We start from the raw sequence: 14,126 nt of genomic DNA on the forward strand, positions 1-14,126 counted from the left end.
AAGCTAGGCAGGCGGCAGTTCTGGTCCATGCCCGCCAACCGGTAACGTCTTGTTTGGTAACGAAGATCAACGATCCTCGCGGGCTTTTCCGGCGGCCGTGCGTTTGAGCCACTCGATCACGAGAGGGTTAGGCATGGATCAGAAGATTGCGCCGTTGGCCGACGCGCTGACGGCAATCGAGAAGCGGCCGGTCATCGGCTTCGGGGCGCCCGGCCACAACCAGGGCGCAGTAATTCCCGGGGGTATGAAGGCACTGCTCGGCAAGCGGGTCTTCGAAGCCGATGTGCTGACGCCGAAGGGCCTCGACGATCGTACCGAGGGTAAACTCGCCCTGCAACGTGCGCACGAGATCGCTGCAGAGGCTTGGAATGCCGACTTCTGCCGGTTCGTGACCGGCGGATCCACGCAGAGCCTTCACACCGCGATGGCGGCCGTCGCCAGGCCGGGCGACACCATCCTGATCGCCGCGAGCGCGCATAAGGCCGAGCGAACCTATGCGCTGGCAACGGGGCTCGATGCCGTCATCGTGCCCGTACAGATCGACGAGGGATGGGATATCGAGCACGGCGTCGAGCCGCGCGCGCTCAGCGCCGTCCTGGCGGCGCATCCGACCGCCAAGGCGTTCATCGTCGTCAGCCCGACCTATTACGGCGTGACCAGCGATATAGCCGCGCTCGCCACCGTCTGTCACGATCACGGCATCCCCCTGATCGTCGATGCCGCCTGGGGTGGTGCGTTCGCATTTTGTGAAGGGCTGCCTGACGATCCGCTGACAAAGGGGGCGGATCTCGCGGTCTACAGCGCGCACAAGACGATGGGGGCGCTCGCACAGGCGTCGGTGATCGTTACCAAGGGCGAGCTGATCGATCGCCAGCGTCTGTGGATGGCCTATGAACTCTTCGAGACCACCAGCCCGTCCGTGCCCATCCTCGCGACGCTCGATGCGACCCGGCGCGACCACGCGCTGAACGGTGAACAGATGTGGACCAGCGTCATTGCGCGGGCGAACATGGTCCGCAGGAAGATTGCAGGTATCGCGCCGCTGCGGGTGTTCGGCCATGATCACCTGCCGCCAGCGGCCGATCTGGACGTTACCAAGGTGCTGATCGACGTCTCGGCGCTGGGCGTATCGGGATATGCCATCGACGACTGGCTCTACAAGTATCACCGGATCAGCATGGGACTGTCCGACGCCCGGCATATCCTCGCGGTTCTATCGCTGGGAACGACCAAGTCCGACTTGCGCAAGCTCGTCCGCGGTCTGCAAGACCTTGTGAAGCAGCTTGCGTCAGACCCCTCTGTCCTGCCGACAATTGCGCCCCCTCCGGGGATTGGCACGCTGTCCGTCGACATGGCGATGCCGGGGCCTGTGGCATTCTACGGTCCTGCCGAGATGATTGCCTACGAAGGCGCTGCCGGACGTATCGCGGCCGAGATGATCGCGCCTGCGCCGCCCGGTGTCCCTCGTCTGGTTCCGGGTCAGCGCATCACGGCTGCGCATGTCGCGTGGCTGGTCGCGAACCGTGATGCAGGCGCTTTCGTGATGGATCCGGTCGACCCGACCGGATCGACCATAAGGGTGGTGCAGGGCTGACGCGGCAACCGGAACAGCACCCCGATTTTCAAGCAGCCTTAACGAGGTAGACTATAATGCATACTGATACCGACGAACACTGGATGCAGATGGCGATAGAGGTTGCGCGCTCGAAAGGGTCCGATCCCGCAACCGCCCCACTTGGCTGCGTCATCGTGCTGGACGGCAAGGTGATTGCCGCCGAACGCAACCAGACCAAGGAATTGCCGGATGCGACTGCGCATGCCGAAATGATGGCAATCCGCCGCGCGTGCGAGAAAACCGGCGAACTGGAGCTGCGCGGGGCAACATTATACTCGACGCTTCAGCCGTGCGGTATGTGCACGATGGCATCGATCTGGTCGAAAGTCGGCCGCGTCGTTTACGGTGCTGGTCGCAGCGACGTGCATCCCATGTATTTCGAAGCCAAGCACGTCGACACCCTCGGGTTTATCGGAGATGCATACCGGGACGATATCGAGATCGAGGGCGGCTGCCTGCGCGAAGCCTGCGCGGAACTCTATTACGGCCCCGATGCTGACCTGAGCGAGGAGGAACAGGCCAACCTGTAAGTCCGCTGCGTGCCATCACGGCGACCTGGCATCGGTGGTGCGCTGTCAGCGTCACTGCGGGTTGAAGGGGCCCTTTGGCCCTTCGGGCGCGCTTCCAAGCGGCTACTTGGCGGGAAAAGGTCGACGGATTCTCGAACGACGCAAGGCGCCAAACCCACGGAATAGAGCCTTGCGGCGAAGCGCAAGCGCGCCGCGCCGGCGATCGCATGAGCCCCGTCGCTATCGGTAGCGAGAAGCCGATAGCGACCGCCGTGACGCTCGGCGTCCAGGAAAACGAGACCGGCCCGGATATTTTATAATGTTCCCGGGTTTGGCAGTCAGATGTCTGATGTGCGCTTGGGTGAGACGCAGCAGGCCGATCATTCTCTAATTGGGGGACATTCGATGAACGCAGCCTGGGCTTATCCCTTCATTTTCGTCGCTGGCATGTTGCAGGCCGTTGGTGCGTCGATGGGCGGTCAGCTGAACAAGTCGATCGGCAATCCGTGGCTCGCAACCTCCATCTCGTTCATGCTTGTCCTGTTCCTGACAGTCGCTCTATTCGCGTGCATGCCGAAGCCGCTGCCTACCGTGGGCGACTTTGCCGCTATGCCGTGGTGGGCGCCACTCGGGGGCATCGTCGGTGCGGTCGCCGTGTTTGCCGGGTTTCTGCTCATCCAGAAGCTTGGCGCCGGCCCCGTCAACGGCATCACGATCACCGCCAATATCCTGGCCAGCTTGGCAATCGATCATTTCGGGCTGTTCCGCATGGAGCAGCACGAGATGAACCCTTGGCGCTTCCTCGGCGCAGTATTGATGGTCGGCGGCGTCACGCTGATTGCAAAGTTCTGAGGCGACGTGCGTGGTCGACACGACTGATTTTACGGTCTTCGCCGATCTACGGAACGGCCTGAGATTGGCCGGACGGCGTTCGAAAGCCTCCGGTCGCCCAGCCCATAGTCGGCCGTGCGCGCACCATTCACCGCGTCCCGACTTCAGCGCTACTGCGTCCCGCGCTGCTCGAATGGTACACGGCGCACGACCTCGTACTGCCAGGTCGTGTCCGGTTAGGATTGCCAGTGAGTCCGCCTGTCCGACGGGCGCCCTTTCTTGACCAGGGACACAGAGCGGCATAGTCGCCCAAGCGTTGTCCGGGCCTCGGTTGACCAGATCCGGACGGTGACATTCGACCCAGCTTTCCGTCTCGCCAACTGCGGGCATCCGTTCAGCTGCATCTCTATCTTCGCTGTCGTACCGCTCGGCGGCACCTGCAGGATCGACGGACGTTCGGTAGACGATACCATGGAGGATGCACGTGCGCGGTCTAGATTTCAGCTCTTGGCAGAGCCTGCTCGCCACTATCCTCGGACTGACGCTGGTTACGCTGTTGGGGGTTGGCATCCGTCTGCTCACCCAAATGACGTTCCAGCAGCGTCGTGAACGCATGAACCGGCAGATCAACGAGCGCCTCAGGACGCTCATCGCTGCCTACAAGGTTCTCGGCGGCTCGTTCACGGGGGACCTGACCGTCGATCCGGCCCATCGGCGCGACCTGCGGCGGCGGGAGCCGGGCGGCGTCGCAGAGGAACCGATGGCCGCGCTGGACCTCAGTGCGGCAGGCGCGGCGCGGTCGGACCGCACGCGCCGGATCCGCGACGCGGTCGAGGCCGCGCTGTCCGATATCATCCTGCTCGGTACGGAGGAACATGTCCGGCTCGCGGACAGCGCGGTTCGCGAGCTGGTTGCAGGCCATCCGGTCCACACGCACGATCTGGTTGTGTCGCTGCGTGCGTTCGTGCGTGATGCGCTCGATCTCGACCCGATCCCGGCCGACCTGACCATCGCTATGCAGGGACCGACGCGTCCGGCGTCGTCCGGCGGCGGCAAAAGTGGCAGCAACAGAGACGATGCCGGCCGAAGCGGCGGCGGCGGTGGTATGGGCGGCGGCGGCGGCGGGGTTGGAGGTGGCGGCATGGGTAACGACGTCCTTGGCGACGATCCACACCATGTCGCAGCGCAAAACGCGGCGCGATAGGCGAAGCCTCCCCGGGCCAAGTCTGGGCTGATCCATCAGGCGACATTGGCAGGCACAGTGCTGCCCCCCCAACTTCCGCCGTTCGTTCATGCCCGAACCACGACCATTTCACAGGCGCGTCCAAAGGCGTCAGAATGACAGGGCTCCGCAGATTCGGACATAGAGTATCTGGGTCGCGGGTACTGGTAAGCGCCTGTCCCTCGGCTTAGACCCAGTAGAGCGAACCATGGCGGGGAAATAAAATGGGCGTTCTCGACGGTAAAGTCGCGCTCGTAATCGGCGGAACACGGGGAATTGGCGCGGCTATTAGCCGGAGGATGGTCGCCGACGGTGCTTCGGTTGGAATCATTTACCGCAGCCGGGCGAACGACGCCGCGCGCTTTGAGAATGAACTGCGCGAGAATGGCGCAAGGGTCTTTACGGTACAGGCCGATGTCAGCGACGTTACAGCGCTCGATCATGCGATGGACCAGATTGCACGTCATCTCGGCGGTCTCGACATTCTCGTGAGTGTAGCCGGCACAGCGATCGTCGGTCCGCTTGAGGCTTATGCGGACGACGCTTTCGATCGGTCCTTCGCGCTTAATGTCAAGGCCCCCTTCGTGGCGGCGAAGAAGGCCGCGTCTCTTATGGCGAAGGGCGGGCGCATCATCACCATTGGCAGCATCGTCGCGGACAGAATGCCCGGTGGGGGTGGAACGCTTTACGCCGCGAGCAAGGCGGCGTTGGGAGGGATGACCCGAGGCCTGGCGCGCGATCTTGGGGCGCGAGAGATTACCGCGAATCTGGTCCAGCCGGGGCCGATCGACACCGAACGCAATCCGGCAGACGGCCCCAATGCCGCGCTAACCAGGGCGCCGCTTGCTATTTCCCGTCATGGAACCGCTGATGAGGTTGCAGGCCTCGTTGCGTACCTCGCTTCGCCGGAAGCCGGTTTCGTCACGGGCGCCACGTACAATATCGATGGCGGCTGGAGTGCGTAACTGGCCCGTCTTGTTCAAACGACTAGAACTGCCCATCGCACGGCGCTGGCATCTCGCTGCGCGGCCCGTGGCATTGCCGTCGCGATAGCAGCGGTTAGGCTCCAGGCACGCGTCACCCCATCATCCGCCCACGCAGGTTGAACAGGATCACCAGCGTTCCCGACACCATCAGAGCGATGATCAGCGTGGAGAACAAGATCAACTGCAGGTCGTGACGCGAGGAGCGCTTCACGCTGATGTGGAGGAAGCAGCGGAACTGCACCGCCATCTGCACAAGGCCCAGCGCCAGCACGGTCCCGAAGATCGCCCGCGCCCCGAAAGACGGCCAGCGGACCATCGCAAAGGCCGCCACCGTCAGTGCGAGCGACAGGACGTACCCAACCGCATAGGTGCGCAATTCGCGGGTCCGGTCGCTCATCCGATATTCCCTTGCAGGTAGACGACCGAGAAGATCGCGATCCAGACGATGTCGAGCAGGTGCCAGAACAGCCCCAGCCGCAACAGGTTGATCCTGACGCGCGCATCGAGGCCGTACGCGCAGACCTGGCCGACCATCACGACTAGCCAGAAACAGGCGACCGCGACGTGGAGGCCGTGCAGCCCGACCAGCGCGAAGAACGACGACAGGAAGCCGCTCCGCATCGGATAGGCGCCGTGCGCGAGCATCGTCGCGAAGTCGTTCGCCTCGAGCGCGAGGAAGACGAGGCCGAGGCCCAGCGTCGCGCCGAGCCAGCCGAACAGCACGCGCCGCGGCTCGTCGTATTTCATCGCCAGCGTCGCGCGGCCGAACGTCGCGCTGCTCGTCAACAGGAGCAGCGTCTCGACGAACGCGGGCAGCAGCTTGAACTCGGATGCGGGAGTCGGGCCGCCGACGGTGCTGGCGATCATCGTGCCGTAGGTGGCGAACAGCAGCGCGAAGATCACCGCGTCGCTCATCAGGAATATCCAGAAGCCGAAGATCGCGTTCTCCGCCTGGTCTTTCGTCAGTTCGCCGGTGTCGCCGAGGTTGAGGCCGGCGTGCGCCAGTTCGGGTTCGCTCATCGGACGATCTCCGCCAGCCCGCGATTGACGGCCGCGGTCTCCAACTGGCGCGGGATCGCGCGCGTTACGCGCACGCGGGCGAGCCAGGCCTCATGCGCGCGCGCGATCTCCGCGGCGGGGATGGTGCGGTGCTGGTCGCGACCGAAGCTGCGCACCACGACCGCCGCGACGATCACCTGGAGCGCGACGATGGTCAGCCCCCAGATCGCCCAGACGAGTCCGAACGCGGCGACCGCCGCGGCAACCCCGATCACGACGCTGGTCGCGCTGCCCCGCGGGACGACGATATCCGCGTAGGACGGCGGCGAGGCATAGGGATCGGGTTGGCCTTCGTCATGCTTGTGATCATAGAATGGGTTGCGGCCGTCGACCTGCGGCAGGACCGCGAAGTTGTATTCGGGGGGCGGTGCGCTGATCGACCATTCGAGCCCGCGGCCATCCCAGGGGTCGCCCGCCTCGACGCGCGTTGCGGCGCGGTCGCGGATGCTCACCCATAGCTGGATGCCGAGCGACGTCAGCGCCGCCAGCAGGATGAACGCGCCGACGCCCGCGACGTACAGCCAGGGTCGGAACGACGGTTCGAAGATCGCCTGCATCCGCCGCGCCATCCCGCTCGCGCCGAGCACGTACAGCGGGAAGAAGGCGAGATAGAAGCCGACCACCCAGCAGGTGAACGCGATCCGCCCCCACCGCTCGTCGAGGCGGAACCCGAACGCCTTTGGAAACCAGTAGTGATACCCCGCCAGCATCCCGTAGAGGAGGCCCGGGATCAGCATGTTGTGGAAATGCGCGACCAGGAACAGCGTGTTGTGGACGAGGTAATCGAGCGGCGGCATCGCCAGGATGATGCCGGTGAAGCCGCCCAGCACGAACGTCATCATGAACGCAATCGCGTAGAGCATCGGCACGGTGAAGCGCACCTCGCCGCGGAACATCGTCCAGATCCAGTCATAGATCTTGACGCCCGTCGGCACGCCGATCGTCATCGTCGCGATCCCGAACGCCGCGTTGACGTTGGCCGACTGCCCCATCGTAAAGAAATGATGGACCCACACGGTGAAGCTCAACACCGCGATCGCCATCGTCGCGATCACCAGCGAGGTGTAGCCGTACAGATCCTTGGTCGAGAAGGTCGACACGACCTCCGAATAGACGCCGAACGCGGGCAGGATCAGGATGTAGACCTCGGGATGACCGAACAGCCAGAACATGTTGGCATAGTTCATCATGTTCCCGCCAAGGTCGTTGGTGAAGAAATGGAACCCCAGATAGCGGTCGAGCGCGAGCAGCAGCGTGGCCACGGTCAGCGGTGGCATCGCGAAGATCATCAGGATCGACGTGCACAGGCTGGTCCACGCGAACATCGGCATCCGCATGAAGCGCATCCCCGGCGCGCGCAGCTTGTAGACGGTGCAGGCGATGTTGATCCCCGCCATCGTCGAGCCGATCGAGCCGAGCGTCACCGCCCAGATCCAGTAGTCGACACCGACGCCCGGGCTGAACGCGCGCTCGGTATAGGGCGGGTAGCCGCTCCACCCGCCGGTCGAGAACTCCCCCACCACCAACGACGTCATCATCAGCCCGGCCGCACCGATCGTCAGCCACAACGCGATCGAATTGGCCCAGGGAAACGCCATGTCGCGCGCGCCGATCTGAAGCGGCAGGACGTAGTTGATCATCCCCGTCAGGAACGGCATCGCCATGAAGAAGATCATGATCGAGCCGTGCGTCGAGAAAAGTTGGCCGAAATGATCAGGCGACAGGAAGCCGGGATTATTGATCGCGACCGCCTGCTGCATCCGCATCAGCACCGCCTCGACCAGCGCCCGCGACAGCATCACGAACGCGACGACGACATACATGATGCCGATCTTCTTGTGGTCGAGGCTGGTGAGCCACTGCGTCCACAGATACCGCCATTTGCCGTAGCGCGTCAGCAGCGCCGCGACGACGACCGCGCCGACCACCACCAGCGCGCCGGCGAATGCGCCGATGATCTCGCTGATCGTCGGGTTTTCCCACGCGCGCACGAACGGCAGGTCCTGCCAGCCGAAACGCCCGAGCACGGCTGGCCAGAGGGGAACGGAAACGGTCATCGAACGGCTTTCGGAGGGGAGTGGGTCATGTCGCCGGTCGCCGCGAGCACATGCTCGAACAGCATCGGCGGCACGCGGGCGAACTCGACGGGCTTCGTGATGATCGATCGCGCGGACAGCCGCCGCCACGTCTGCGCATCGAGCGTGCGCGTTCCCCGGCGTGCAGCCGCCGCCCAGCGATCATAGGCCGCTGGCGACACCGCAACGACATCGAATTTCTGCTGCTGGAACCCGGCGCCGTTATACTGCGTGTTCTCGCCGCGGAACCGCCCTGGCCGGTGCGCCTGGATGTTGAGTTCGGTCGTCATGCCGCCCATCGCATAGATCTGACCGGCAAGTTGCGGGATCAGCATCGACTGCATCACCGTGCCGCTGGTCAGCCGGATATGCACCGGGCGCCCGGCGGGAATGGTCAGCCGATCGACCGCCGCGACGCCGAGGTCGGGATAGACGAATACCCATTTCCAATCGAGCGCGATCGCCTGCACTTCGACGGGCGTTGTGCCCGGCAGGCGCCGATACGGATCGTCGATCTGCGTCCAGTGCCACAACAGCATGGCGAGCCCGATGACGATCCCGGCGGGCGGGATCCAGATCAAGGCCTCCACCCACCAGGAGAAATTCCACTTTGGCCGGTATGCATCGCTGCGATTGGACAGACGGTAATGCCACGCGAACAGCGGCGTCAGCAGCAGCACCGGCCCCGCGACGAACAGCAAGACGATCGAGACGGTGATGAACAGGTCGCGCTCATGCCCGGCGACGGGCCCCTGCGGATTGAGGAACCCGTGCGACAACGCCGTGCACCCGCCAAGACCGACCAGCGTCACGAGCAGCGAAAGCCGTGACACCCCGCGCTTGAGCCGTACGATCACCTGTCCCCCTTATCGCCCCGCCCGCCCTCTTAAGTAGTGACCGCGGTGGCGTCTTCCCCTTGCAGACCGCGCGTCACTGTCAATCGGCAATGACGCGCGCTCCTCGAAGATCCCGCTCCTGCACGTTTTCCCGATACACGGCGCTCGAGGCGATCGCGCCGATCGTGGTCGAGGACGACGCTGATGCCGAGTCCTTCCCGCAGCCAGTTGCGGGTGCACGGCCCGCGGCACTTAACGGCCCTCAGACCGTTCCGTCAGCGACCAGCACTGCAGGATGGACTCCATGACCAGCGACCCACGTACCAGCCAGCCGACACGCTTTCCCGGCGAGCCGCAGCAACCGTCCCCCGGCCTCGTCGCAGAGATGAAGACCAAGCCGGATCACGGGGAGGAAAGCTATGTCGGCAAGGGCTTGCTCAAGGGCAAGGTTGCGCTGATCACCGGCGGGGACTCGGGCATCGGCAAGGCCGTCGCGATCGCGTACGCACGGGAGGGTGCGGACGTCGCGATCTCCTACCTCGCGGTGGAGCAGGCCGACGCCGAGGATACGCGTGCCTGGGTGGAGAAAGCGGGGCAACGCTGCGTGCTGCTGCCAGGCGACATTCGCGACCGGGATCACTGCGTTGCGTTGGTCGAGCGCACCGTGGCCGACCTCGGCAGCCTCGACATACTGGTCAACAACGCCGCGGCGCAGACCATGAACGAGGATCTGGCCAGCATCGACGACGACGAGATGCAGGATGCCTTTGCCGCCAACGTGTTCGCGATGCTCCGTCTGGCCAAGGCCGCGGCACCGCATATGAAGCCTGGGTCCGCGATCGTGAACACCACCAGCGAGCAGGCCAAGGTCGCGGCCAAGAGCATGATCGTCTACGCGGCGACCAAGGGCGCGATCTCCAGCCTGACGGTCGGGCTGTCCAACTTGCTCATCGACAAGGGCATCCGCGTCAATGCCGTTGCCCCCGGCCCGATCTGGACGCCGATCCAGCCGATCGCGAAATCGCCGGAAGAACTCGAGACGCTCGGCCAGGATACGCCGGTCGGCCGCGCCGGACAGCCTGCGGAACTAGCGCCAGCCTATGTTCTGCTGGCATCGCGCGAGGGCAGCTACATGACCGGCGCCGTGATCGCCGTGACCGGCGGTGTGCCGATCAACTGATCAGGCAAGGCCTGTCGGGACGTACGACCCAACAGGCCGTGTCGCCGCACAAAGGACGGATATGACGAAACCGACACTTGCCGAGAGGCCCGCTATCCTTGCCGCCAAGCGCCAACTCAAGATGGCACGCTCGACTCATGCCTATGTCAGAGGCAATACGGCGAAATTCTACGAATGGCTCGATGCGTCGCCCGCCTCGCGCCGCGTTCCGCAGGGGCCGGCGATCTGGATCTGCGGCGACTGCCACCTTGGGAACCTGGGTCCGATCAACGATGGTGGCGGAAAGATCGCGATCCAGATTCGCGACCTGGACCAAGCCGTGATCGGCAATCCGGCACATGACCTGATCCGACTCGGCTTGTCGCTTGCAACCGCAGCACGGGGCTCCGACCTGCCCGGGGTGACGACTGCTCACATGATCGAAGAGATGGTCACCGGCTACGCCAGCGCGATGGCCGATCCCGCCAACGGTGACACCGGCCCGGAGCCGGATGCGGTCCGCAGCGTGAAGCGCCGCGCCATTGGGCGACGCTGGCGGCACCTCGCCAAGGAACGTTTTGCGACCCGCGAGCCGATGATTCCGCTCGGCGACAAATTCTGGCCGCTGGAGCGCTTCGAACGCGATGCACTGGCCGAACTGGTCACCGAGCCCGAGGTCGCAGCCTTGGTCCTTTCGCTTGACGAAAAAGACCGCGATCGAACGGTCCGTTTGGTAGACGCGGCCTATTGGATGAAGGGATGCAGTTCGCTCGGGCTGCTTCGCTTTGCCGCGTTGGTCGGGCTGAAGAACGCCAAGGGCCGGTCTGACTATGCGCTGATCGATCTGAAGGAAGCGACAAGCCCGATCGCGCCGGCTGCCAAAGGCGCGAAGATGCCAAAGGACGAGGCGATCCGTGTTGTCGAGGCGGCACGTGCGCTCTCCCCTCATCTCGGCAGCCGGATGGTCGCTGCACGTGCACTCGATCGGTCGCTGTTCGTCCGTGAATTGTCGCCGCAAGACTTGAAGCTCGAGGTCGAGCAGTTCAGCGCCGGACAGGCCGTGAAGGCCGCGCGCTACCTCGCCTTCGTCGTCGGCACGGCACACGCGCGCCAGATGGATGCCGATACACGTCACGCCTGGGCTGGCGTCCTCGATGCCGATCGCCGGGGCGCAATCGATGCACCCAACTGGTTGTGGGAGAGCGTCGTGTCGCTGGCGGGTAGCCACGAGGCAGGATATCTGGATCACTGCCGTCGATACGCGATGAGGGCGTAATCCGACCGCGCATCTCAGAATGGCTGCGAGGACAGGCACACTTGCGGTGGGAGCGAGACACGGCGCCCCTCCGCGCCGGCCGCAACCAGATACTGCATGAGGCCGCAGCGAGGGCATTAGGCCGCCCTCGCCGCTCCCTCGACCTCAGCGATCGGTGTATCGCCCCGCCCCTGGTCGGCCGCGTTAGGCCAGATCCCATTGACGCCCTGCCGGTTGCGGCACGTTCGGGCTGCAGTTCTTAGCAAGCCGGTACAGTAGCAGCGCAATGTCTTGTCGCGCGGACGGCGAGCGTCGCGGGAATCGTGCCGGCGAACGTCGCAGTCCGTGCGCCCCCCGAAACAGCGCGTTTCAAGACGGTAGAAAGCGTCACAGAGTCCTGTGTCGAGAGCAGGTCAGGCGTGCGCGCGGGGGCCGGGCGTGAAGCCGTGTCCGCGTGCGCCGAAAGCGATGCAGAGGGCGATCAACGCGAGCAGGAGCACCACCCAGGAGAATGCGCCCGCACCCGATTGATTAAGAAGAAGGCCGCCGACGATCCCGCCCGCAGCGATCGCACTGTTCCAGACCGTGGTAATCATGGCGCTGGCCAAATCGACGCCATCGCCAGCCGCATCAGCCGAAGCCGTCTGAAGTTGCGTCGCAGCGCCCCCGAACGACAGGCCCCACAGGAGGATACCGGCGAACACCACCGCGGGAGCCGTAGCGAAGAGGGCGAAGGCCAGCGCCACGCCTGCGAAAGCAATCAAGCTGACCAGCACGAGGCGGCGCAACATGCGATCGACCAGCAGCCCCGTCACCCAGATACCGGCAAGTGCGGCACCGCCGAACGTCAGCAGCAGCAGATCGACCCGTTCCTGGAGGCCCGACAGGACGGAAAACGGCGCGACATAGGTGTAGAGGATATTGTGCGCGGTCATCCAGGCGAAGATTGTTGCGAGGATCGGGCGGATGCCGGGTGTAGCGAAGACGGCGCTGATCGACAGCCGCCGGTGCGCCGCCTGTCCTGCGAAGTCAGGCACCGCCCACAACACCCAGCCAATCAGCAGGAGCGTCGTTCCCGACATCGCAAAGAACGCTGCACGCCAGCCCATAGTCGCACCGAGAAAGGCCCCTGCCGGTACGCCGAGCGACAGTGCGATCGGCGTACCGACCATGGCGATCGCCAGCGCCTTGCCCTTGAGCCGGCCGACCACCATCCGGCGCGCATAGCCAGCCAGAATACCCCAGGCGAGGCCGGCCGCTACGCCGGCAAGGAAACGCATGACCAGCGTCAGCCAGTAATTGCCGGACATGGCGGTGATGGTGTTGAAGACGAGGAAGCCCATGATCGCCGCTAACAATGTCGGCTTGCGCCGCCAGCCTTGCGTCCAGGCGGTCAACGGTATCGCGGCGATAAGCGACCCCGCCGCATAGACGGTGACGGTCTGCCCGGCCAATGCTTCGGAAACGCCGAGACCATCCGAGATACGCGGCAACAAGCCAGCCGGTAGGGTTTCCGTCAGGATGGCGGTGAAGCCGGTCATGGCGAGCGCCAGCAGCGCAGAGATCGGCAACTGGTCGCGCTCGCCGTCCTCCCGCGCGGGGATTGGATCTGTCATTGGACGCCCTATTTGTGGATTGCTTAGTCCATAAATAGGGCGTGCGTGAACTGGTTGTCAATGACTTCTGGATCAACTAAGCCAGAATTGACAAAGGAGCTTGATATGGCCCGTACTGGACGCCCGCGCGGCTTCGATCGTGACGAAGCAGTCACACAGGCAATGCACCTGTTCTGGGAGCATGGCTTCGAGGGCGTGTCGCTGGAGCAGCTTCGTCGCTCGATGGGCGGTATTTCATCGGCGAGTTTCTATGCCGCGTTCGACTCCAAGGAGGCTCTGTATCGCACCGCGCTAGACACTTATCTCGCCACGCATGGCACGGTAATGTCGGCATTACGCGATCAACGCCTGACCCCACGTCAGCGGATCGAGCGAGCGTTGCGCCGCTCGGCGGAGATGCAAACCGATCCTACGCATCCGACCGGCTGCATGGTCGCGCTTTCGAGTATCATCTGCTCCGAAGGTGGAGCGTCGGTTCAGGCGCTGACGAGCGCCGAGCGAGAGGCGAACCGCAAGGCGATCCTAGCCTGTGTCGAAACCGCGATCGCGGATGGTACGCTGCGGGGCGACACAAATCCGGCTGGATTGGCCACCTTGTTCGAGGGGCTTTTGGTTGGTTTGTCCATTCAGGCCCGAGATGGCGTTTCCACCAAAGACCTCGATGCAGGCGTCACACAGGCTCTGAGCGCTTGGGATGCGAACATTCCGCGATCCTAACGAACTTGCGCTGCGGCTCCGCTCGATCCCGGACAGTCCCCGGGTTCGATTAAAACCGGGAAGCCGAATCATCAACAAACGAACCAGTTATTACCAGGCATCCATAACCGGCCGATCGGCGACGCAGAGACGCGCGGTTTTCGGTGATGAACGTCGCGAGTCTCATGGTTTACGCCGCATCATGGACAAGCCCCGCCTACCCCAGATACTATCTGCTAATGCGAGACGATTGCAATTGAATGGATC

The 14,126-nt window shown here is 64.2% G+C and carries 13 protein-coding genes; 8 read left to right on the forward strand and 5 right to left on the reverse strand.

The genetic code is table 11. From position 1 onward, the window contains the following. The first annotated feature begins 133 nt into the window (after positions 1-133). The 5 genes from ASE79_RS00620 (at position 134) to ASE79_RS00640 (ending at position 5,142) form a co-directional block, all read left to right on the forward strand. Complete coding sequence (locus tag ASE79_RS00620; RefSeq protein WP_056410743.1) at positions 134-1,594, forward strand: aminotransferase class I/II-fold pyridoxal phosphate-dependent enzyme; 1,461 nt, start codon at positions 134-136, stop codon at positions 1,592-1,594. Between the two features lie 56 nt (positions 1,595-1,650). Next, positions 1,651-2,145 (forward strand): nucleoside deaminase, encoded by a 495-nt coding sequence (locus tag ASE79_RS00625; protein WP_056410746.1) that lies wholly within the window; start codon positions 1,651-1,653, stop codon positions 2,143-2,145. Between the two features lie 384 nt (positions 2,146-2,529). Next, positions 2,530-2,976 (forward strand): DMT family transporter, encoded by a 447-nt coding sequence (locus ASE79_RS00630; RefSeq protein ID WP_056410748.1) that lies wholly within the window; start codon positions 2,530-2,532, stop codon positions 2,974-2,976. A 457-nt stretch (positions 2,977-3,433) separates the two neighbouring features. Next, complete coding sequence (locus ASE79_RS00635; protein WP_056410751.1) at positions 3,434-4,159, forward strand: hypothetical protein; 726 nt, start codon at positions 3,434-3,436, stop codon at positions 4,157-4,159. Positions 4,160-4,401: 242 nt separating this feature from the next. Next, positions 4,402-5,142 carry an SDR family NAD(P)-dependent oxidoreductase gene (locus tag ASE79_RS00640; RefSeq protein ID WP_056410756.1) on the forward strand — a complete coding sequence of 247 codons (741 nt, stop codon included), beginning with the start codon at positions 4,402-4,404 and terminating at the stop codon, positions 5,140-5,142. A gap of 112 nt (positions 5,143-5,254) precedes the next feature. On the opposite strand, the gene ASE79_RS00645 is transcribed toward ASE79_RS00640, so the two are convergent. From ASE79_RS00645 to ASE79_RS00660, 4 genes are read right to left on the reverse strand one after another with little or no spacing between them, the layout of a single operon-like run. Continuing rightward, entirely contained in the window at positions 5,255-5,560 is a 306-nt protein-coding gene (locus ASE79_RS00645; RefSeq protein WP_056410758.1) for a cytochrome o ubiquinol oxidase subunit IV, read from the reverse strand. Next, on the reverse strand, positions 5,557-6,183 hold the full coding sequence (locus ASE79_RS00650; RefSeq protein WP_056410760.1) for a cytochrome c oxidase subunit 3: 627 nt from the start codon (positions 6,181-6,183) through the stop codon (positions 5,557-5,559). Before ASE79_RS00650 ends, ASE79_RS00645 begins: the two co-directional genes overlap by 4 nt. Next, positions 6,180-8,279 carry a cbb3-type cytochrome c oxidase subunit I gene (locus ASE79_RS00655; RefSeq protein WP_082444981.1) on the reverse strand — a complete coding sequence of 700 codons (2,100 nt, stop codon included), beginning with the start codon at positions 8,277-8,279 and terminating at the stop codon, positions 6,180-6,182. Before ASE79_RS00655 ends, ASE79_RS00650 begins: the two co-directional genes overlap by 4 nt. Further along, positions 8,276-9,154, reverse strand: a complete 879-nt coding sequence (locus tag ASE79_RS00660; protein ID WP_235516704.1) for a cytochrome ubiquinol oxidase subunit II — start codon at positions 9,152-9,154, stop codon at positions 8,276-8,278. The genes ASE79_RS00655 and ASE79_RS00660 overlap by 4 nt, the downstream gene beginning before the upstream one ends. Positions 9,155-9,437: 283 nt before the next feature. Here ASE79_RS00660 and ASE79_RS00665 point away from each other — a divergent pair, with 283 nt between their 5' ends. Together ASE79_RS00665 and ASE79_RS00670 are read left to right on the forward strand one after the other, a co-directional pair. After that, complete coding sequence (locus ASE79_RS00665) at positions 9,438-10,313, forward strand: SDR family oxidoreductase (protein ID WP_056410762.1); 876 nt, start codon at positions 9,438-9,440, stop codon at positions 10,311-10,313. A 61-nt stretch (positions 10,314-10,374) separates the two neighbouring features. Continuing rightward, positions 10,375-11,568, forward strand: coding sequence for a DUF2252 family protein (locus ASE79_RS00670; RefSeq protein ID WP_056410765.1), 1,194 nt, complete (start codon positions 10,375-10,377; stop codon positions 11,566-11,568). 392 nt (positions 11,569-11,960) lie between these two features. Here ASE79_RS00670 and ASE79_RS00675 read toward each other — a convergent pair whose 3' ends face one another. Beyond that, positions 11,961-13,088 carry an MFS transporter gene (locus ASE79_RS00675; protein WP_235516705.1) on the reverse strand — a complete coding sequence of 376 codons (1,128 nt, stop codon included), beginning with the start codon at positions 13,086-13,088 and terminating at the stop codon, positions 11,961-11,963. A gap of 180 nt (positions 13,089-13,268) precedes the next feature. On the opposite strand from ASE79_RS00675, the gene ASE79_RS00680 reads away from it, so the two are divergent. After that, positions 13,269-13,880 (forward strand): TetR/AcrR family transcriptional regulator, encoded by a 612-nt coding sequence (locus ASE79_RS00680; RefSeq protein WP_056410771.1) that lies wholly within the window; start codon positions 13,269-13,271, stop codon positions 13,878-13,880. The last annotated feature ends 246 nt before the right edge of the window (positions 13,881-14,126 follow it).

Source organism: Sphingomonas sp. Leaf28, from assembly GCF_001421685.1.
Classification (GTDB): Bacteria; Pseudomonadota; Alphaproteobacteria; order Sphingomonadales; family Sphingomonadaceae; genus Sphingomonas; species Sphingomonas aurantiaca.